The following is a 21,514-nucleotide window of genomic DNA, read 5'->3' on the forward strand; positions in this document are numbered from 1 at the left end:
TCGCCAAAGAGAAGCCATTGGTAAGCTAAGATATAAAACAGCAATACGACAGTCCGGAGGTAATAAGGAATCATGTTAAAGGGTAAATGTGTGGTACTTGGAGTAACAGGCTCCATTGCAGCATATAAGATTGCAAATCTTGCATCAGCGCTTGTTAAGTTGGGCGCGGATGTTAATGTCATTATGACAAAAAATGCCACAAACTTTATCAATCCTATTACCTTTGAAACTTTAACAAGCAATAAATGTCTTGTAGATACATTTGATAGAGATTTTCAATTTAATGTTGAACATGTGGCGCTGGCAAAAAGGGCAGATATTTTTATGGTTGCTCCTGCCAGTGCCAATGTGATTGGCAAGATGGCTCACGGTATAGCAGATGATATGCTTACCACCACTATTCTTGCGGCAAAGTGTAAGAAGCTGGTTAGCCCAGCCATGAACACAAACATGTTTACAAATCCCATTGTTCAGGACAATCTTGAGACTCTCAAGAAGTACGGTTTTGAAATAATCCAGCCAGCCAGCGGATATTTGGCATGTGGCGACACTGGGGCAGGAAAGATGCCTGAGCCAGAGGTACTCTTACAGTATATTTTAAGAGAGCTTGCCCACGACCATGATTTGGTTGGCAAGAAAGTTCTTATCACAGCTGGCCCTACTGAAGAGGCTATTGATCCAGTTCGATACATTACAAATCACAGCACTGGCAAGATGGGTTATGCTCTTGCCAAGGCAGCAATGGAACGAGGAGCTGAGGTTACTCTTGTGAGCGGCCCAGTGGCTCTCACTCCACCTATGTTTGTGGAGGTGGTAAATGTTCGTAGCGCTGCCGAGATGGCTGAGGCTGTGAAGTCCAGAGCCGAGGATAGCGACATCATCATCAAGAGTGCAGCAGTTGCAGACTACAGACCTGTAAATGTGGCAACTGAAAAGATAAAGAAAAAGGACGGAGAAGGTTCTAACATAGAATTGGAGCGCACCGAGGATATATTGTCATATCTTGGCGCTCACAAGAGCGATAATCAGTTTATCTGCGGATTTTCCATGGAGACTGAAAACATGCTAGAAAACTCCAAGGCTAAACTGAAAAAGAAAAACGTTGATATGATTGTTGCCAACAATCTTCGCACAGCTGGTGCAGGCTTTGGCACAGACACCAATGTGGTTACTCTTATTACAGCTGAGGATGCTGTAGAACTTCCAATAATGTCTAAAGAAGAAGTGGCACATGCCATTTTTGACACTATTATAAAATAGACTATGACCCCTAGTTACAGCCACAAGCCTTATATCTCTCAGAGTCAGCTATAGAAAGCTTCCCTTGAGAGACATAAGAGCTTGATGCTTACTAGGGGTTCTTTATTTCTATATCAAAATTCAGAATATTTTGTGAATAGTTAAAAATCTTCCATAAATACTGTAAAATGGTAATAAGATACTACGATATTCGGCAGGGGAACCCCCTTGGCGGATTATTTTGCTTATATTCTAAGGCGAAAAAGTGGGGAAGGTATGAGAAAATACAAGTTCAAGTTGGTGGAGAATTACATAGCTTTGTTTAAAAAGCTGGTGGAGGCGATAGAGCTGGAATTGAAGGCTACAAACAGTGATTTTAACAAAACCAGCGAGTATCTTAATACCTGCCAACAAAAGGCAATTGAACTTGGAGAATTCATAGAACAGCAGGAAGGCCTGGGCCACGCCACCGTTAAGGGGTTGGAGGATTTCTGCGAGCTGCTTTATGAAGTAAATGAAGATATTTTAAGTGAGCGAGGCCTGTCAGCAGATTCTGCCAAGCTTCGTCTAGGAAATGGAGTTAATAAAATTGAGGAAAGTGCTAAGTCAGATATAGAGATTCAGACACAAGTAGTTTTTTTGCCATATAAGGCCAGCATGTGGGATTCTCTGGAAACTGTGTGGAAAAGGCGAAGCCAGGAGCCGGGAACCCAAGCCTTGGTAATTCCTATTCCTTATTTTGACAGAAACGAAGATGGCTCTGTGAAGGAAATGCACTTTGAGGGCCTTGATTATCCAGAGGATGTGCCTGTAGTGGACTTTCAGAAGTTTCAGTTTGAGGCAGAGCATCCTGACGAGGTGTACATTCACAATCCTTATGATGATTTGAACATTGTTACTTCCGTGCATCCTTACTTTTACAGTGAGAATATAAAAAAGTGGACGGATAAGCTGATTTATATTCCATATTTTGTGCTGGCGGACCCTGATCCTACAGATGAAAAAACGCTAGAGCATATTGCTGGATACGCATTATCAAAGGGAGTTGTTAATGCGGATGAGGTGATTGTCCAGTCGGAAAATATGAAGAAGGCATATGTGGAGGTGTTGACTCGCAGGTTTGGAGAGGATTCTCGTGAGACTTGGGAAAATAAAATCAAAGGAACAGGATCTCCAAAAATTGAAAAGCTTCTTGCCATGAAGGAGCAGGATATTCCTCTGCCGGATGATTGGCAGAAAGTGATTATGAAGCCTGATGGCACCAAGAAAAAGATAATCCTTTACAACACGAGTCTGGTTGCATTTCTTAATGCTGAAGAAAAGATGGTGACAAAGATAAAGGATGCTCTGCAAGTTTTCAAAGAAAACAAGGATGACGTGGCACTGCTTTGGAGACCACATCCTTTGACAATGGCAACCTTGGAAAGCATGATGCCAGATCTTTGTGAAGACTACAAGGCAATCGTTGAGGAATATAAAAAAGAAGGCTGGGGAATATATGATGATTCGCCAGATATGGACAGGGCAATCATTGTCAGTGATGCCTATTACGGAGACGGCAGCAGCTTGGTGCAGCTATACGAGCTGTTGGAAAAACCAATAATGATTCAAAATGCAGATGTTCTTTGCTGCGAGGAGGGCTAAATGGGGGAGTTGATGGAGTATGAACTTAACGCATCTATGATGTGTGCCAACTATGGACATTTGGCAAGAGAGGTGACAGAGCTGGAGGAGGCAGGAATTGATTCCTTCCACATCGACATTATGGATGGACGCTACGTGCCAAACTATGCCATGTCCCTAAACGACATGAGCTATATTGCCAACACCACCTTCAAGCCGCTGGATGTACATTTGATGATTGAGCATCCAAGCAGTAATATCGAGCTTTTTATCAGGAATCTTCGTAAAGGAGATACTATTTATATTCATCCGGAGGCAGAATATCATCCTTCCACAACTCTGCAGAAGATTATTGATGCAGGTATGACGCCTGGAATCGCCATCAATCCTGGCACCAGTGTGGAAACTGTCATGGAAATGCTGAGGATTGTGGATAAGGTTTTGGTAATGTCGGTTAATCCTGGAAATGCTGGCCAGATGTATCTACCTTATGTTGGCAAGAAGGTGGAATATCTGATTGAGCTGAAGGAGAAGATGGGGTTCAAGCTATACTGGGATGGAGCTTGCTCGGCCAATAAAATTCAGACCTATGGACCAATGGGAGTGGACGGTTTCGTGCTAGGAACCACGCTGCTGTTTGGACGGGGAAGAGAGTATAAGGATATTTTGAGGGATATAAGAGAGATGAGGTTTTAGCGTGACGGTTGCTATTGTTCTTGCAGGTGGAAAAGGGGCCAGACTGGGGGCCAACGTGCCGAAGGCTTATGTGGAAGTTGTAGGTAAGCCTTTGATTGTGTATTGCCTTGAAACCTTGGAAAACAATGACTTGATTTCAGGTATACAAATTGTGGCTGAGGATACGTGGATTCCAGAAATTGAAGAGTGGCTTCGTAAATACGGATTGAGAAAAAAGCTGATGGGCTTTTCTGCTCCAGGGGAAAATAGGCAACTTTCTATTTTCAATGCCCTTATGGACTTGAAGGACAAGATTAGTGACGAGGATTATGTGTTTATTCATGACAGCGCCAGACCTCTTTTGTCAGATATGATGATTAAAAAATCTATTGCGGGAATGGAGGGTTATGATGGCGTGATTCCTGTGCTTCCAATGAAGGACACAGTGTATGTCAGCAGTGATGGCAAGCAGATTGATTCTCTTTTGAAGCGTCAGGAGATTTTCGCAGGCCAGGCACCAGAGACCTTTGTGTTTGGAAAATATTTGAAGGCAAATGAACAGGTGATGGCATCCGGAGAGATTGATGTGATAAATGGATCAACAGAGCCTGCGGTGAAGGCGGGTATGAAGATGCATTTGATTCCTGGAGATGAGAGGAATTTCAAGATTACTACCCAGGAGGACTTGGATAGGTTTACGGAGATGGTGAAGGGATAGTTTGGTAGCGATTTAGAATAGTGTGTTGCTGGGATATTTTGTAAAGGGTTTTTGAGAATTAGATTAGAGAGACAGAGTTATGAAGGGATTGGTGTTAAGAGCTCCAGAGAAAATTGCAATAGAGGAAGTGGCTTGTCCGAAGCCTGGTGCAGATGAGGTGCTGGTGAAGGTGCAGGCTTGTGGAATCTGCGGCTCGGACATTCCAAGGGCCTATAGAGATGGGGCTCACAATATGCCTCTTATCATCGGACATGAGTTTGCAGGAGTGGTGGAAGCTGTTGGTTCAGAGGCTTCAGAAGCTTGGGTTGGAAAGCGTGTCGGTGTATTCCCTCTTATCCCCTGTATGAAATGCGTCTGCTGTAAAATTCGTAAATACGAAATGTGTTCGTCTTATTCTTATTTGGGAAGTCGTCGGGATGGAGGCTTTGCTGAATATGTGACTGTGCCTGAGTGGAACTTGATAGAGCTTCCTGATAAGGTGGACTTTGATGCAGCAGCAATGCTGGAACCAATGGCCGTGGCAGTTCACGCTATCAGGCAGGCTTTCAGAACAAAGGGATATGATGTAGACGATGTGTCTGCGCTTGCGGATAAGAAGTTTGTGGTAGTGGGGCTTGGCACCATCGGTCTTTTGGTGGTAATGTTCCTAAAGGATTTAGGTTTTAAAAACGTATATACGATAGGAAATAAAGAGCTGCAGAAGAAAATGGTTACAAGCCTTGGCGTGGATGAGGATGATTATTGTGATATAAATGTTTGGGATGAAATCGATTGGATAAGAGGAAACACAGGTGTTAAAGGGGCCGACTTCTTATTTGAATGTGTCGGCAATAGCCGGTCGCTGGATGCGTGCATTTATGGAGCTACACCTGAAGGTGTTGTTTGCACAGTTGGAAATCCTTCTGGGGACATGGACTTACACCGCCACGCATATTGGCAGATTCTTCGAAACCAGCTTACGTTAGTGGGCACCTGGAATTCATCCTTCACACATGAAGCTGATGATGACTGGCATTATGTTTTGAAGCGATTGCAGCAGGGGGGCATTCATCCTGAGAAGCTAATAACTCATAGATTCACATTGGAGGATATAGTGGAAGGCTTTGAGATTATGAGGGATAAGAAGGAAGCTTATGTGAAGGTGATGGCGGAGATGTAGAAGGATGTAGTAGAAATAGTAGCAGAATAAGGAGGGGGTATCAGAGTTGATGCTTATATAATAGGGATAATTGGAGCTGCTGGCTTGGGCTGGTGGCTCTTTTTGGTTTAATCACAAATGATCACAAAAGGGAGATCAAATCATTATGTTATAGAGTTAAAAGAAAATCTTGATGAATGGAATGCTCCATTATTGTTTGCGGGTATGGTAAAAAATGGGAAATATACTATTCCGAGGAATTACGCCAGGTTGTGGGTGGTTTAACGTGTTATTCCTCCCAACAGACAAAATATTGGAATTATCTTAAAAAATGCAGGATTAAACAAATATGATGAAGCAAAACTTTTAGAATTAAGTGATGGAAAATCTTCACAGGATGATTGTTATGTTAAGCGAATAAAAAAGAATCAAATCCCTGATTGGGTGAAGGAGCGACAGAAAAACAATATATATGAGTGTTTTCCAATAGTCGAAAACAGAATAATATGTCTGTTAAATGATGATACTGTTCTTGAGGTGGACCTAAGAAAATGTTTAGAAGACGTTCCAAAACTTGAAACAATCCTTTCTAATGAGAGGTTGCTTTCAACTTTAAAGGTCGATGCTGGTGGATATAGTGTTTCTATAAATGAAGATATTATTATAGAGAAGAGAGTACTCTTAGAACATGGAATTGTGATACCAATTTATGCACAAGTGTTTAGGGATTTTGCAAAGCATAGTATAGTCAATACGACAGAGGCTTGTACTATGTTGGAGTGCACAAGGCAGAACATGAGTCACTTAATCAAGACAAATGTACTTCATCCGTTAAAGAACGGTTGGAGAGAAAATGTATTCTTAAGGGGAGAGATAACAAGTGTAGATTGATAAAGACGATAAAATTAGACAAAATTTATGTCTATGTAAAACAATATAAACATTATGAGAACTATTGAAGTAATCAATCGAACCGTTATAATGAAATTAATAATCCAACAAATCAAGGAAGAGTAATTATATGCTAAATATTTATTTTGGGGAAAGAGAAAAAGTAATGCATGGACCAACCTGGTTTAGATTTAACTATCGTTCGGAGTGGTTAGCTGATTCTTTAGTTCAGGAGATGATGGAAAGCATAGATAAGTCGAGCTACAAGGGTGGAGAGCTGATTGAAAGTGAAGTCCTAGGTCCAATTCCACCAGAAAGATTATCTGGAGGATTACAAACATTAATATCGATTTATGAGCGACCTGATTTGATGTTCAATGCGACCAGTTGTGGTGAGAATTGTGCAAAATGGTTAATAGAAATAGGAAAAAGAAAAGATGTTACCGTTAATCTTAGGTATCTAATGCCATTTGACGACGCTGAAACCTTTGAAATAAATATTTTGAATGATAATTGTATTGTTCATAACATGAGTGAGTACTTAGAATTGGCTATTAAATATGTATAGTAAGTGGAGAACGTTTGACTGATGAAGGGCAAACATAGAATAATTATTGAAACAGAAAAATTAAAATACGAGTTTACTATTAAGAGGAATATTACAATTATTCAGGGAGATAGTGCTACTGGAAAAACTACGTTGATTGACTTGCTTCGTTTGTATAGCCAATTTAAAGATGATAGCGGTATTATGCTTCAGTCGGATGTTCCATGTGTGGTTTACTCAGGAGATAGTCAGAGTTGGAATATTATTCTAGAAACGTATAAAAACAGTATAGTATTCTTTGACGAGGATTATTCATTTATTTACACGAAGGAATTTGCTGATAAAATTCAGAACACATCAAATTACTATGTGTTGATAACAAGGCAACCACTGTACAATATACCTTATAGCATACAAGAAATATATGGTATTAGGACTACAGGAAAGTATCACTATCCAGATAAGATTTATCATGAATTTTACAATATCTATATGGAAAAACAGATTGAACCTGAAAAAGATGTTATAGTCATGGTGGAGGATTCTAAGTCGGGCTATCAGTTCTATTCATCTGTTTTTGGAAATAACAGATGTATTTCTGTGGATGGAAATTCTTGATTCTCCAGAAGATTTTATTACTAGTGAAGATTATTTTAGCTGGGAAAGATATTTTACTGATCTCTTAATAAAATCAACAGCGGAAGATTCGGTGAAAAGATATGACAAGTCGACACTAAAGCCGTTTTATACCGAGGGGAAGAATCGACAACAGATTCTGAGTGTCTTACCAAAAGAAATAAGGGATGCTATTTGTGAATAAGAGTAAAGTGAAGGCGGCGCCAATGCGCCGCTTTCACTTTACCTAAATATATTTCAAGAAAATTCGCAACATTCTGTGAAAACAGGAGTACTTTCCGACAAAATAGAGTAGAATAGTGACTAAGAACCTATGGTATTAGGTAGATGGTTCATCGCATCTTGATAAATAAATATAGAGGGCGCCAATTAAAAAACTCCTTGAAATAATCCTTGGCAAGAAGTGCGAAAATTTATTTGCAATATGTCGAAAATGATTGCAATTAATTAGTAAACTGTTACAAAAGTGAAAATTAATCGATTTTCAACACATTTTTTTAACAATTAGGGTTTAGTATAAGCATACTCACACCGATATAGACACTATAGGGGGTGAGTCGCGCGAAACTGAAACAACTGAATAATATAAAATTGAATATTGGAAAACTGAATATCGAGGTAATGGAGAATTGTACAGAAAGATTTGGAGGGCTTAGACGTGTCAGATAATACAAACAGCAAAGGAAGTAACAGTTTAAAGATTGCGATAGTAGTTGGAATAGTTGTTATAGTAGCTTTGCTGGGGGTGATTATCTTCCTGTTGGTAGGAAAAGACAAAGCGGAAGAGCCTGAAAAGAGGAATGTTGTAGTAACCCAAGACAATGTAGATGACGTTGTAGAAGAAATGACAATGGCGGATTATGTTGAACCTGGTTATTATGACACACAAATGAGTACTACATGGACGTTTGCTACGGGATCCGACGTTTCGGAGGATGCATATGTTGCAAATGATGTTAGCAATACTAATGATGTGTACTTTGATGTGGTTATGGCAGACGATGAAAGCAATGTTATTTATAAGTCACCTGTCCTTCCAAGGGGAAGTGAGATAAAGACGATTGCTTTGGATACTCCATTAGACGCGGGTACTTACGATTGTGTTTGTATTTACCATCTTATTGATGAAGAACAAAAAACAGTAAGTACTTTGAGAATTGGTATTACTATTGTAGTAAACCAATAAGAATTATCATGGTAACAATTGTTTTACAAAACCCTTGCCACGGATGGTAGGGAAGATAAGTCTTTCAAGGAGGAAAAGCCCATGAAATGTAAAAGAATTCTAGCAGTAGCAATGGCAACTACATTGGTGTTTGCTATGTCCATAACAGCATTTGCTGAGGACACAGAGCCTGTAACAACAGGTACAACAACTGGTGCAGGTACATCTGAAGGTCACGTTAATCAGAAAAAGATTGACGTTATTTTACCTACAGAAGTAGCAGCTTCAACTTTTGCTTACACAATGGATCCTGAACGTTTGATTGCTACAACTAGCGGTGGAAAGTGGACAGCATCTTCATTCCCAACAGGAACAGATGATAAAGGTGTATATTTCGCAGTAGGAAAGGTTGGTGGAGATGGCGCAGATAAGGATAATACTAGATATGCGGCAACTTCAACAGAGCTTACAGTAACAAATAAGAGTAGCCATAAGATTAATCTTACAGTAAAGGCAGAGACAGTTGCAGGCGCTAAGGATATTCCATTAGTTGCAAAAGCAGATTTGACCGATCCTGAGGAAGCTGGATTATATCTAGGACTTATTGTAGGTTCTGAGACAGCAGTGGCTCTTTCTGAAACTGAAGCAGTTTCAAAAACAGTTGAGATTGCAGGTACTCCTGGAAATTATAAAATAGCACCAAAAGCAGATAAGAGTGGTTATGAATATAGAGTATTGACACTAGCTGAGTATCAGACAAAGACAGATAATTCATCAGCTACTGAAGCTGATTTCTTAAATACTTGGGCAAAGACCACTTTTAAGCTTGAGGGCGAGACAACAACAGGTAAGGAGATTGAGTCAGATACAACAGCTCCTTCAATTAAGGTTACTTGGTCATATGAAGATCCAGAAGCTTCTACACCAGCTACAATCGAGTTGCTGACAGGTGGAGATGGTACAACTTACGTTGCAGCAGCACCAGAGGGTGGTTTTACAACTACATTAGAAGCTAGTAAGATTACAAGTGTAAAAGCTAACAATGTAGATGTAACTGCTAAGGCATCTATAGGTAGAAATATGATTATCGTTTCATGGCCAGATATAAAGACTGCCTTAGATATTAGTTCATTTGCAGATATAGATGGTGGTAAGTTAAATATGGAATACGTATATGATGGCACTACATATAAGGGCACATATACACCATAATATAAAATAAAATAATAGTTTGGCCCCTAATTGGCGAAAGCCGATTAGGGGCTTTTTTGTGGAGGGATTATTTTGTCGAATTATCTGATGGATTATGTATTTAATTCTAATAAAAATGATGAAACTTCAGCAATAGAAACAGAAAATAGAACTATTAAGTATGAAGAATTAATTAATTCGTCAAATGTTCTTGCTAAGTCGTTATCTGATTTAGATATATATAAGCGACCAGTTGTTCTTGTGATGGGAACAATAGAGAACTATCTCTTGGCTATCATGTCAGTTATTATAAGTGGAAATTATTTTATATTAGTAGAAAAGAATACTCCTATAAATAGAACTATTAGTATTATAAGAAGTTTAGATAATCCTATTGTATTAGTAGATATTAGTTGCAAAAGCATAATGGAAAACTTGGGAGTAGAGTATGAGATATATGAAGAATTAATTGAAAGTAAAATGGATGGGAATTATGTTGAAAAAGAAACGTTAGGAGAAGATATTTTTACCATCATATATACATCAGGAACGACAGGACATCCTAAGGGGGTTGTTATAAGTAATTATGCTATGGTGAGCAGAATTGCATCTATGAAAGATAGCTGTAATTTTGAAGAAAGAATAATGGTTGTATCTGCATTTTCTACTATTCTATCGATAATGTCTTTTTTTTGTATATATAAAAGTCATGGAACTATTTCTATTATGAATGATAAAGGCGGTGGGCCAGCATCATTAGTGAGATTTATACAGGATAAACACCCAAGTATGTTAATTGGAACACCAAGTTGGATATATATGTTCTTACAATACAGATTTATTGAGAAGTATAAAATTGACTCTCTGAAAAGAATTTGTCTAGCAGGCTCTGAATTGAAAAAAGATTTAGTAAAAAGATTAAAAGGAGAAATCCCTGATGTCGAGGTTATAAATTGGTATGGTGCAACAGAGACTGTTGGAGTAATAATTGGAATAAATATTAAGGAGACAAACATTGATTCTGGAAGTATTCCAATTGGTACTCCCTATAAAAATGTGAAAATACATATAAGAGACGATGTTGCTAAAGAAGTTGAGAACGGAGAAATTGGCGAATTATATGTAGAGACAGATGGTTTATATAGTAATTATTTACCGGAAAGTGAAAACAGAAATATCATTTTTATGAAAAAGGATAACGGTTTTAGCTGTGAATATAGAACAGGGGATTTGGTAAAAAAAATAGGAGATACAATTTATTATATAGGAAGAATAGATAATCAAATAAAGCACAAAGGATACAGAATCGAGTTAGAGGAAATTGACAAAATGGTTGAACAGGTAGAATGTGTCTATGAGGCTGCTACAGTATATTATGAAGATAGAATAATTGTATTTTTTGAGGGAGAGGTAGATGAAGGTTTTCTTGCTGATATTGTAAATGAGAAACTGCCTGTGTATATGAGACCATATGAGTACATAAGAATAAAAAAAATTATCCGAAATAATAATGGTAAAGTGGATAGAAAGCAATTGGTAGAATATTATTTGAGGGAAAGAGAAAGCGTGTAGCTATGAATTATTATACATGTGGTGCAAAGGTATATTCAAAAGAAAAAAAGGCATATGCAATTGCAAACTATAACGGTATTAAAGTTTTAAACGATGATGAGGAAACAATCTATATTGACCAAGACAATATAGATTTGAGTTATGCATACTATAACATTTTACTGTACATGAATAAGTTTTTTTTTATACCATATAGAGCAGAAAAAATACTTATTGTAGATTGTGAAAAAAAAGAGATTAGAACAATCCATATATCATGTGATATTAGTCGAACGTCAAATAAGTGGTTTGCTACATCTTTTATATATGGTAATAAAATATACATGTTTGGAGATTCATTTCCAGGTATACTAATTTTAAATGCAGCTACTGAAGAATATCAAATAAAAAAAGTAGAAGGTATTGATTATAGCAGGGGAAATCGTCGATTTTTTTCTTTTGGGTTTCATATATGTGATAATAAGGCATTCGTTCCAATGGGGTATACGGGAGCGTTTCTAGAACTGTCATTACTTAATGACAGTTTTGAAATAAAAAAATTACCAATAAAGTTGGATGGTATAGAGTCATTTAGTCATATCGATGAATATTATTATGTATTGGGGCCTGAGGGAGACAAGAATAAAATAGTGAGAATACATAAAAATACAGCCGTATGTGACGAGATATGCTTTTCAGAAATAGAAAATATGGACGGAAGAGTGTTTTATCCTCCCGTTATGTTTTGTGATGATATATATGTTTTTCCTAATCATGGAGAGAAGGCATATGTAATTAGTTTTTCAAATAATAAAATTGAGGAATTCAGTGCTTTTAACAGAAAGGTTTTACAAGGTGAACTGGGGGTGGATTGTGTTGAATTAGTAAATAACATATTGCGAGTTCAAACAAGAACAACATGTAGATGGATTGAATATGACATGAAGAAAAATGAAATAATATCTGAGCTAAAGCGTGAATTGCCAGAGGTGAATATAGCTAGATTAAAGAAAAGATTTTCTGAGTCATATATAGTATGTGAGTCTGATGGTAGTAGCTTGAATGACTTAGTATTGTTAATCAAAGATATTATCTAGATGGAGGATTAGATTTGGAAGAACGATTAATGGAATTATTAAAGCAGTTAAAGGGGAAGAATTTTGTTAAAGATAATAATCTTATGACAGATGGCTATATTGATTCATTGGATATATTAGAATATGTGAAGTTGATAGAATCAGAGTATAAGATAAAAGTACCTATTGAGAAAATAGATATGTACCATTTTAATAGCTTACAATCAATTAAACAAGTAGTTATGGAGTGTAAACAAAATGATTAGAGTGACAAATGACTGTAAGTCTTTTTTTGAAGAGGAACCGGGGAAAATATATATATATGGAGCTGGAAACGCAGGATTTTGGGTTGGTCATTACTTAACCAAGTGCAATATATCATATATAGGATATATTGACAAAAGACGTGAGGAACGAGATGTTCTTTACAATAACCATCCAGTATTTGAGGTAGGGGAACTTAATAATATTAAACATGAATCTATAAGGATGATTATTACTCCATATGTATATAAAGAAATACTTGGTGAGTTATTATGGTATGATCATTTATTTGATATGGACATTATTTGTCTTATACCACGTTATAAGAGTATTAGTAGTAAAGACGACGTATACAATATCAATAAAATGCTTGGATACTTTCGGAGAACGCTTTTTAAAGGAGAGGTACCAACTATAATAACTAATACTTGTGTGGGAGGCCATATTTATGACGCATTAGGATTGCCGTTAGCGTCTCCAACAATAAATGTAAATATAGAAGGAGAAGACTACATAAAGTTAGTAAATAATATAAGTTACTATTTTACTCAAGAATTAAAGTGTTACGGATGGATTAGAGAATGCAGATCAGATGGTATTGATACGCCACATATTATAGGAAAAGTAGGAGATATTACAATTAAAATTGGTCACACAGATACATTTGAGCAAGCTGAAAAAAGATGGAATTTAATGATTGAAAGGGTTAATTGGAATAGAATTGTATATATTATGGAGGAACAAAAATATAGGCCACCTATTAGTTTAAATGTATGTAAAAAATTTATGCAATTAGACGGGAAAAAGCTTCTTATCCTAACAAAAAAATCTTTAAGTATAGGTGGCGAAGACATTATTTATGTTCCTGATGAGTATTTTATGGTTCGGGACGAGCCTGTACTAGAGAATTATTTTGATTTATTAGAGTGGATTAACATATAGGATGAATATACGAGGGAACATATGAGAAAAAGTAATAACTTTGAGCGGTATGAGAGTGAATATATTCAAAGAAAAGATTGGGTGTTTCCGTATGATGATATAGAACCTGGTGCTAAAATAATTCTGTATGGAGCTGGTGATGTAGGCCAGGCATATTACTTTCAAATAATTAAGTCGGGATATTGTGAAGTTGTGTCATGGATAGATAAAGACTATAAAAAATACTCTGAGTGGGGATTAAACATTGAATCTATAAATGTATTCTTAGAAAAAGAATATGATTTGATATTATTAGCTGTAGCAAATCATTCAGTAGCGTGCGATATAAATAGTTTTTTATTAGAGCAGGGGGTCAAACAGGAGAAGATTGTTTGGGGAATCGGCTCAACTTCTAAAATATTATATGACAAAGAAACATTCTTTATGACTAACCCAATAAAAGAAGAAATCAAAAATGTCTTACACTATAAAAAAATATCAAGTAAATGCTTGCAAGGAATGAAGTATGTCGTCGATATATTGGAGAGAGCGAATAAGACGGGAATAGTGTTGCCGAGGGTAGTTATAGAAGCAACAACACATTGCACTTTGAAATGTAAATACTGTAATAATCTTATGCCATATTATCAAAAGAAAAGGCATCTTGATTTAGATTCAATAGAGAAAGATATTGAACAACTTTTTTCTGTAGTTCAGCATATTTTGGTTCTTGAAATAATAGGTGGAGAGCCATTCTGTTACCCTCAATTATGTGATTTATTATTGTTTTTAGAGAGAATAGAACAGTATGATATTTTAGAAATAACCACAAATGGTACTATCATTCCAAATAATAATGTGTTAGAGGCATTAAGAGATAAAAGAATTATTGTACGTATTAGTGAATATAATGCCTCCGCAAAAATCGAAGGACTTATAAAAAAATTCAAGGAATATGGAATTAACTATGAAATATTAAATGATTTAATATGGATTGACTCAGGAGAACCAGTTTATAAAGGAAAGTCGAAAGAATTGTGTCGAGAATCATATTTAAAATGTAGTTCCGCGAGGTTTTGCAAGACATTGATGGAGGGACGGTTATTTTGTTGCGCAAGAGCAGCATCTTTATTTGATTTAGGAATTTGTAAGGATGAATCGAATTATATAGATATTTATAAAGATGACGCTATTAGAGAATTAAGGGATTTCTATTTGTCAGATTATGTAGAGGCTTGTAATTATTGTACAAACAGCGATGAGTGGAGGATTGTTGAGGCAGGAGTGCAGAGTTGAAGATAAAGAATTTGGTGAATGCCAGATACTTTAATAATACATTTTAGAAATTTCAAAAATATTTTATTAAGTATTGAGAGTGGCTCATAAAAAATACAGTGAAGTTGTAAACAAAAACTTCACTGCACTTCACTGAAAACTTCACTACACTTCACTGTTCGGTTCATTAACTTCATTGATAAGTATAAAACTTTTAGGATCTGGTAAACACCAGGTCCTCTTTTGTTAATATTTTAAATTTTAAATATCTTAATTAAAATTTAAAATTATGAACAATAAATTTTAAATATTGAAGCAATGAAATTTAAATGTTAAAATAAATTATATAAAAACGGGAGGGGAATTTAAATGACAAAAGAAGAATTTATAGATTTATTGAATGAAATTAAAAGTTTAAAATGTGAAAATAGAATTTTAGAATTAAAGGCCGCTAGAGAAGGATGCCCGAAAAAATTATATGATACACTTTCTAGTTTTTCTAATCAAGATGATGGCGGAGTTATTATTTTTGGCATAGATGAAACGAATAACTATGAAGAATGTGGTGTCTATGATATTAACGATTTACAAAAGCAGGTGAATAATCAGTGTTTACAGATGGAACCGATTATTAGACCAGTTTTAACGGAGCTGATGAAAGAAGGTAAATTCTTTTTGGCGGCTGAAATACCTGCAGTTGATATAGTTGACAGACCATGCTTCTACAAGGGGGCTGGAAAAATTAAGGGCTCTTATATTCGTGTTGGGGATAGCGATGAGCGAATGACAGAATATGAAATCTATAGTTTTGAAGCATACAGAAAAAAATACTTAGATGATATTCGTCCTGTTGAACGAGCAAAAGAAGAATATATTGACAAGGAACTTCTTGATGAATTTATTAGGCGTATTAGAAAAGGTAAACCAAATTTGGAAAAAATGCCAGATGAAGTTGTTGAGAATCTTTTTAATATAAAGAAGGATGGTTTCTACACGATAAGCTCGGTATTCACATTTTGCCATTTTCCACAAGCATTTTATCCACAACTTTCTATACATGCCATTGTGGTTCCGGGTAAGGAAATAGGTGATTCATCAATAGCTGGAGTACGTTTTATTGACAATCAGAATATTGAAGGAAATATCGTTGAACTATTAGAAGGTGCGGTATCATTTGTGCTTAGAAATATGAAGAATAGTGTGTTGTTTAATTCAAATACAGGAGAACGTGTTGATAAACCTGAATATCCAATAATAGCAATACGTGAAGCAATTCTCAATGCATTGGTACATAGAGATTATAGTATACATACAGAAGGAAAACCTATACAGCTTGTGATGTATGAAGATAGACTTGAGATTAGTAATCCGGGAGGACTATACGGTAGAATAACAGTAGATCAATTGGGGAAAATACAACCTGATACAAGAAATCCTGTCTTGGTCAAGATTTTAGAGACAATGGGGGTCACAGAGAATAGATATTCGGGAATTCCAACCATAAAAACAGCTATTAAAGACTTTGGTTTGAGAGAACCTGTTTTTGAGGATAGAAGAGGTTCTTTTGTTGTGACATTTAGCAATCATCCGATGGAAGTTATAGAAGAGTCTGAGAATCATATACAGGAAAATACCCGTGCTCGAATATTGGAATTCTTGGAGCAGGAACGTACTCGTAAAGAGATTGCCCAGTTCCTAAATAGAGAATCGGTTACATATGCTATACATAGATATATTGATCCACTGATAGAAAGTGGCGATGTAAAAATGACCATACCTAATAGACCATCAAGTAAAAACCAAAGGTATGTGAGAGTAAAATCATAGGATTAGAGATAAAAGTATTTGGAAAGTTATAAAGTGTGACAATTTAGTGTTCGACAGCCTAATTGTATTGTAAATAACGGGCCGTTTTTATATAATTAGTACATAAATAAACGGCCGGTGGGGAGTAAAAAGGTAATATTGTTGGAAGTGCGCTTCACATCGTAATGGTGTGGAGCGTTTTTTGATATCTATTAGGTGGTATGCATTGTTTTGACGCAATGAAGCATGAGGGATAAGTAAATGCTTTTTTCTATTATCATTCCTGTTTATAACTCAGAAAAATATATAAAAAAATGTTTAGAAAGTATTATGAATCAGCCTTTTTCTGATTATGAATTAATAATAGTTGATGATGGCTCTACAGATGGATCTTTGAATATTATAAAAGCAACAATAACAGGAGATATAAGAATAAAACTTTTGAAGAAATCGCATACTAATGCAGGAGATGCTAGAAATATGGCGTTAGAAGTTGCCGAGGGAGAGTGGCTAATATTTATAGATGCTGATGATTTTGTAGGTGAGAATTATCTGTATACAATAGCAGAAACGATAAGAAAAAAAGATTTTGATATTTTTGTATTTGGTGCAAATTATTATGATGAAAATAGCAGATTAACCTATCCGATACAGTGGGTATACCGAGAGGATTTACTGCCTAAATGCAATCCGTTTAATGCTAATGAATATGGAGATACGCTATTCCAAATGTTCTCAACTAACATTTGGAATAAGGTGGTGAAAAGGGATATTGTCATAAAAAATAGTATTAGATTTTCAAATTTAGATGATGCGAATGATGAATTGTTTGGTTGTATGATATTAGTACATTCTGAAAAAATTGCTTGTTCTGATGATGCTATATACAACTATCGTATTAATACTGGAATCAGTACACAGGATCGAGCAATGAATAAAACTAGCCTATGTTTTATTGAAGCCCTACGAGATATAAGGGAAAGCTTAGGCGTAGTACAGTTATTTGAAATTTTTAAAACAAGTTATTATAACAAAGCAATAGTGGAATGTGTAAATGCTCTATTAAGGGAGAATACATGGAATACATATAAGCTCGTATATGATAATATAAGGTCTTTTTTGATAGACGAATTGAAAGTTCCTGAAAAACATTATATTGGAGACGAGCATTATAGAAACTGGCTGAACTATATAAGGAAAAATACTGTAGAGGAGCTCATGTTTTATTTTTATTCTCAGAATGATTGGAATGAAATAAAAATGAAAGATTGGAGGCTTCCATATGAACTGATAAAAGGAAAGAAAATTGTGCTGTTTGGTGCGGGAAATATAGGCCAATCATTTTATATGCAGATTCAACGAACTAAGGGTGTTAAGCTTGTTAAATGGGTTGACTCAAATTTTGAAAAGTATAGAAAAATGGGACTAGATGTATTTGATATATCATCTATAGTAGATATTGAGTACGATGTCATACTTGTAGCTATAAACGGCGGTAAGGAGAATAGGGAATTAACAATAACTTTGAGTGAAATAGCAAATAGCAAAAGTATTATTTTCATATAGTAGTTGGTATAAATGCAAAATCAGAGCGATGTACATAAGGCGAGGTATATATGGAAGAAGAAAAAGTAAGTATTGTTATGCCTACGTATAACGCAGCGGCCAGGTTGATCTTTGCTATAGATAGCGTTTTGGCACAAACCTATAGCAACTGGGAATTAATAATTGTTAATGAGGCAACAACATGTGATGAAACAGCTGAAATTGCTATCTCTTATAGAAAAAAAGATTCGAGAATTAAACTGATTCAGAATAAGAAAAAAGAAGGTTTGGCAGAATCTTTAAATATAGGTATACAAAATGCTGACGGAAAGTACATAGCTCGATTAGATGCAGATGATTTGGCGCATAAAGAAAGAATAGAAAAACAGGTCAAGTATTTAGAAGAAAATGATGATGTTGGAGTGCTAGGCACTTGGCAGCATCATTTCGGAAAAAGTGATTGGGTACACGCACCAGCTAGAAAGTATGATAAATGTCGAGCAATTTTACTGTTTGATTGTAACATGTGTCATTCGACGGTTATGATGAGGCGAAAATTGTTCTCCGAGCAAGGTTTTAGTTATGATAAAAATAGTTCAATAGAAGATTTTAAATTATGGACCGAGCTAATGAGAGTAACGAAGATTGAAAATTTACCTGAAATACTTGGGGAGTATTATGAAGGGGAGAGTAATATTTCCAATGAAAAATTGCATACAATTAATGCTGAGTATCCGTTGATTGTAGGTGAATCGTTGAGGAGCATATTTGGTATTGAAATAAAAGATGAGGATAGAAAATTATTTGAGTTTAAGGCTTCTCTAATTACCCCTGATTATAATCTAGAGGATAAGCTAAAAACATATTGCTATGAGATTTATGCAAGGAATAAAGAGGTTAAATTTTCTAACAATGCGGTTATGATGCATGTTCTTCACTATTGGTGGGTTAGAGAACATACAGGAGACATACTTTTTAATAATAAAATTGAAACATACGATTCAATCGATGATATTTTCTTTATTGATTAATGTGGGGACGTATATTATGGAATTAGTTTCTTTCGCTGATAAGGTCATAAAGGATAGTCTTGAAAAAGGTGTGTCAAAATTTATAATTTGCCCATTTGGCGAACGTGGAATGAGGGTGAAGAATGTATTAAACATACAATTTGATATACAAGAGTATTTAATAGTAGATAATGGTCTAAGTATTTACAATAAAAATGTTTTGGCTGTTAGGGATTTAAAAGACAATGATGTTAGTGATTCAGTAATACTTTTGACATCAAAAAACGCTGATATTTATAACGAGTTAACTGTTTATATAGATGAATCTAATATAGTAAGTTTGGTTGATGATAAGTCAGAAAAAAAGAATAAGGTTGGACGATTTTCGTATGGACCGTTAGTTGATAATTATGAACCATTGATTGATAGTATTGGTTCTTTTTGTAGTTTTGCACCTGGATGTTGTGTGGTAGGAAACCATCTTCTTGATGCTGTGTCGACTCATGAATTTTTATTTGAGTTTACTAATTGCAAGGAATTACAACAAGATAAAGAGTACACATGGGAAAGTATAAATAAAAAGGTTGTTATAGGAAATGATGTATGGTTTGGTCAGAACGTTGTAGTTACGAATGGAGCAAGAATAGGAAATGGTGTAATTGCTGGAGCAGGAAGTATAATAACAAAAGATATTCCTGATTATGCAGTTGTGGTGGGAAATCCTGCTAGGATAATTAGATATCGGTTTAACGAAAAGCAAATAGCCGCTTTGAATAAATTGGCTTGGTGGGATTGGCCAATTGAAAAAATAAAGATGTGCTATAAGGATTTTTACGATATTGATAAATTTATAAAAAGATATGGGGCTGACTATGAATGAAATCAAAGTATCTATTGTATTACCATCTAAAAATGTAAAAGATTATATTAAAGAATGTTTGGAAAGCGTGATTAACCAGACGCTACGTGATATAGAAATAATATGTGTTGACGCTAATTCTACCGATGGTACAAGAGAAATAATTGAGGAATATAAGAATGATGATAATAGGATAATTTTGTTAGATGATGATATGGGAAGTTGCGGTTATGCATACAATATTGGAATCGCTATTTCAAGAGGAAAATATGTAGGATTTGTAGAGACGGATGATTATGTCAGATTAGATATGTTTGAAAGGTTATATAATGTAGCCGAAGCCAATAACTTGGACTATGTCAAGGGTAACCATACGAATTTTACAGATGTAGGAAACGAACGTTTTTTTGAGGAAGAACGAGTTTTCAGAGAGTCTCCATATGAGAGAAACTATGGCCTTATTATTAATCCATCCATGTATCCTGAGGTTAATTGGTTTGATCATTGTATGTGGAACGGTATTTATAGAAGGGAATATCTGAAGGATAAGAACGTAAAATTAAATGAATCAAAAGGTCCATCATATCAAGATCATGGATTTCAATGGCAAACAATATTAAAAGCAAGAAAAGCTATGTATCTCGATGAGTCATATTATTTTTATCGCAACGATAATGCTAATTCATCTATGAATAATCTTAATGGAATAGTTAAGGATTATGGAGAATTTCTTTTTGTTAGGAATATCTTGAATAATTCTTCAGAAACGATGTCAGAACATTGGTCGATTTATTACGACAAAATGTTTTATACATTAAAACGATGGGTGGAGCTATACGTAAAGAATGACTTTGAACTTTCAGGCGAGCAAAAACAGGTTATAGAAAAATGGATATATGACCTACATGCTGGCGAGGCTTATATTACACCTAAAATGATAGGTATGGAGAAATACTGTGAGTTGGCGCTTTTAAAGGATAATTTTGAATTATACTGTGAATATGTCAAATCTATAATACTTGCAAAGGATAATTATCTAAAAAGTATAATCAAAAACATGCGTGGAAAAAGTGTAATAATTTTTGGTGCTGGAGTATTTGGCACTAGAATATGCGCAGTATTAGAACAATTTGAAGATATAAAAATAATTGCTTTTTGTGATAATAAAGCTCACGAGAATCAGCTAATTAGAGGAAAGGATGTGTATACACCAGATTATGCTATAAATAAGTACGGAGATGCTTATTATTTGATTGCAAATCAAAAATATTATCTAGATTGTATGAGGCAGTTGATGGATTTAGGGGTAGATAAGTCACATATATCGTATTATGAAATGACAAATAATGAATTGGATGGAAGATATGTAGGACAGATATTATAG

20 protein-coding genes are annotated in these 21,514 nt (G+C 35.4%); all 20 read left to right on the plus strand.

Going from position 1 to position 21,514, the window contains the following annotated elements; genetic code table 11:
* Positions 1 to 72 precede the first annotated feature (72 nt).
* The 20 genes from coaBC (at position 73) to BLR54_RS06980 (ending at position 21,514) form a co-directional block, all read left to right on the plus strand.
* Complete coding sequence (gene coaBC / locus BLR54_RS06880) at positions 73 to 1,260, plus strand: bifunctional phosphopantothenoylcysteine decarboxylase/phosphopantothenate--cysteine ligase CoaBC (protein ID WP_090418643.1); 1,188 nt, start codon at positions 73 to 75, stop codon at positions 1,258 to 1,260.
* A gap of 255 nt (positions 1,261 to 1,515) precedes the next feature.
* Entirely contained in the window at positions 1,516 to 2,883 is a 1,368-nt protein-coding gene (locus tag BLR54_RS06885; RefSeq protein ID WP_090418647.1) for a hypothetical protein, read from the plus strand.
* Positions 2,884 to 2,895: 12 nt separating this feature from the next.
* The gene (locus BLR54_RS06890) at positions 2,896 to 3,558 is read left to right on the plus strand and encodes a ribulose-phosphate 3-epimerase (protein ID WP_090419164.1); all 663 of its coding nucleotides are present in this window, start codon (positions 2,896 to 2,898) and stop codon (positions 3,556 to 3,558) included.
* Between the two features lies 1 nt (position 3,559).
* Positions 3,560 to 4,255, plus strand: coding sequence for an IspD/TarI family cytidylyltransferase (locus BLR54_RS06895; RefSeq protein ID WP_090418650.1), 696 nt, complete (start codon positions 3,560 to 3,562; stop codon positions 4,253 to 4,255).
* Positions 4,256 to 4,334: 79 nt separating this feature from the next.
* A complete protein-coding gene (locus BLR54_RS06900) occupies positions 4,335 to 5,414 on the plus strand; it encodes a galactitol-1-phosphate 5-dehydrogenase (RefSeq protein WP_090418653.1) in 1,080 nt (359 codons plus the stop codon).
* 423 nt (positions 5,415 to 5,837) lie between these two features.
* Positions 5,838 to 6,284, plus strand: coding sequence for a hypothetical protein (locus BLR54_RS06905; RefSeq protein WP_090418656.1), 447 nt, complete (start codon positions 5,838 to 5,840; stop codon positions 6,282 to 6,284).
* A gap of 130 nt (positions 6,285 to 6,414) precedes the next feature.
* Positions 6,415 to 6,852 carry a DUF4869 domain-containing protein gene (locus BLR54_RS06910; protein ID WP_090418659.1) on the plus strand — a complete coding sequence of 146 codons (438 nt, stop codon included), beginning with the start codon at positions 6,415 to 6,417 and terminating at the stop codon, positions 6,850 to 6,852.
* A gap of 21 nt (positions 6,853 to 6,873) precedes the next feature.
* Positions 6,874 to 7,449 (plus strand): hypothetical protein, encoded by a 576-nt coding sequence (locus BLR54_RS06915; RefSeq protein ID WP_090418663.1) that lies wholly within the window; start codon positions 6,874 to 6,876, stop codon positions 7,447 to 7,449.
* 676 nt (positions 7,450 to 8,125) lie between these two features.
* Complete coding sequence (locus BLR54_RS06925) at positions 8,126 to 8,653, plus strand: hypothetical protein (RefSeq protein ID WP_090418669.1); 528 nt, start codon at positions 8,126 to 8,128, stop codon at positions 8,651 to 8,653.
* Between the two features lie 81 nt (positions 8,654 to 8,734).
* Entirely contained in the window at positions 8,735 to 9,844 is a 1,110-nt protein-coding gene (locus BLR54_RS06930; RefSeq protein WP_090418672.1) for a hypothetical protein, read from the plus strand.
* 87 nt (positions 9,845 to 9,931) lie between these two features.
* Positions 9,932 to 11,395 carry an AMP-binding protein gene (locus tag BLR54_RS06935; protein ID WP_090418675.1) on the plus strand — a complete coding sequence of 488 codons (1,464 nt, stop codon included), beginning with the start codon at positions 9,932 to 9,934 and terminating at the stop codon, positions 11,393 to 11,395.
* Positions 11,396 to 11,397: 2 nt separating this feature from the next.
* On the plus strand, positions 11,398 to 12,471 hold the full coding sequence (locus tag BLR54_RS06940) for a hypothetical protein (RefSeq protein WP_090418678.1): 1,074 nt from the start codon (positions 11,398 to 11,400) through the stop codon (positions 12,469 to 12,471).
* 14 nt (positions 12,472 to 12,485) lie between these two features.
* On the plus strand, positions 12,486 to 12,716 hold the full coding sequence (locus tag BLR54_RS06945) for an acyl carrier protein (RefSeq protein ID WP_090418681.1): 231 nt from the start codon (positions 12,486 to 12,488) through the stop codon (positions 12,714 to 12,716).
* A complete protein-coding gene (locus BLR54_RS06950) occupies positions 12,709 to 13,656 on the plus strand; it encodes a DUF1919 domain-containing protein (protein ID WP_090418684.1) in 948 nt (315 codons plus the stop codon). The genes BLR54_RS06945 and BLR54_RS06950 overlap by 8 nt, the downstream gene beginning before the upstream one ends.
* 21 nt (positions 13,657 to 13,677) lie before the next feature.
* The gene (locus BLR54_RS06955) at positions 13,678 to 14,931 is read left to right on the plus strand and encodes a radical SAM protein (protein ID WP_090418687.1); all 1,254 of its coding nucleotides are present in this window, start codon (positions 13,678 to 13,680) and stop codon (positions 14,929 to 14,931) included.
* Positions 14,932 to 15,279: 348 nt separating this feature from the next.
* Positions 15,280 to 16,737, plus strand: a complete 1,458-nt coding sequence (locus BLR54_RS06960) for an ATP-binding protein (RefSeq protein WP_090418691.1) — start codon at positions 15,280 to 15,282, stop codon at positions 16,735 to 16,737.
* Between the two features lie 240 nt (positions 16,738 to 16,977).
* Positions 16,978 to 18,282, plus strand: coding sequence for a glycosyltransferase family 2 protein (locus tag BLR54_RS06965; protein ID WP_090418694.1), 1,305 nt, complete (start codon positions 16,978 to 16,980; stop codon positions 18,280 to 18,282).
* Positions 18,283 to 18,332: 50 nt separating this feature from the next.
* Entirely contained in the window at positions 18,333 to 19,292 is a 960-nt protein-coding gene (locus BLR54_RS06970) for a glycosyltransferase family 2 protein (RefSeq protein ID WP_090418697.1), read from the plus strand.
* 16 nt (positions 19,293 to 19,308) lie between these two features.
* Complete coding sequence (locus tag BLR54_RS06975; protein ID WP_090418700.1) at positions 19,309 to 20,151, plus strand: CatB-related O-acetyltransferase; 843 nt, start codon at positions 19,309 to 19,311, stop codon at positions 20,149 to 20,151.
* Positions 20,144 to 21,514: a glycosyltransferase gene (locus BLR54_RS06980; RefSeq protein WP_176761880.1), complete on the plus strand. Its 1,371-nt coding sequence runs from the start codon at positions 20,144 to 20,146 to the stop codon at positions 21,512 to 21,514. The genes BLR54_RS06975 and BLR54_RS06980 overlap by 8 nt, the downstream gene beginning before the upstream one ends.

Source organism: Pseudobutyrivibrio sp. YE44 (genome assembly GCF_900104335.1).
GTDB lineage: Bacteria > Bacillota > Clostridia > Lachnospirales > Lachnospiraceae > Pseudobutyrivibrio.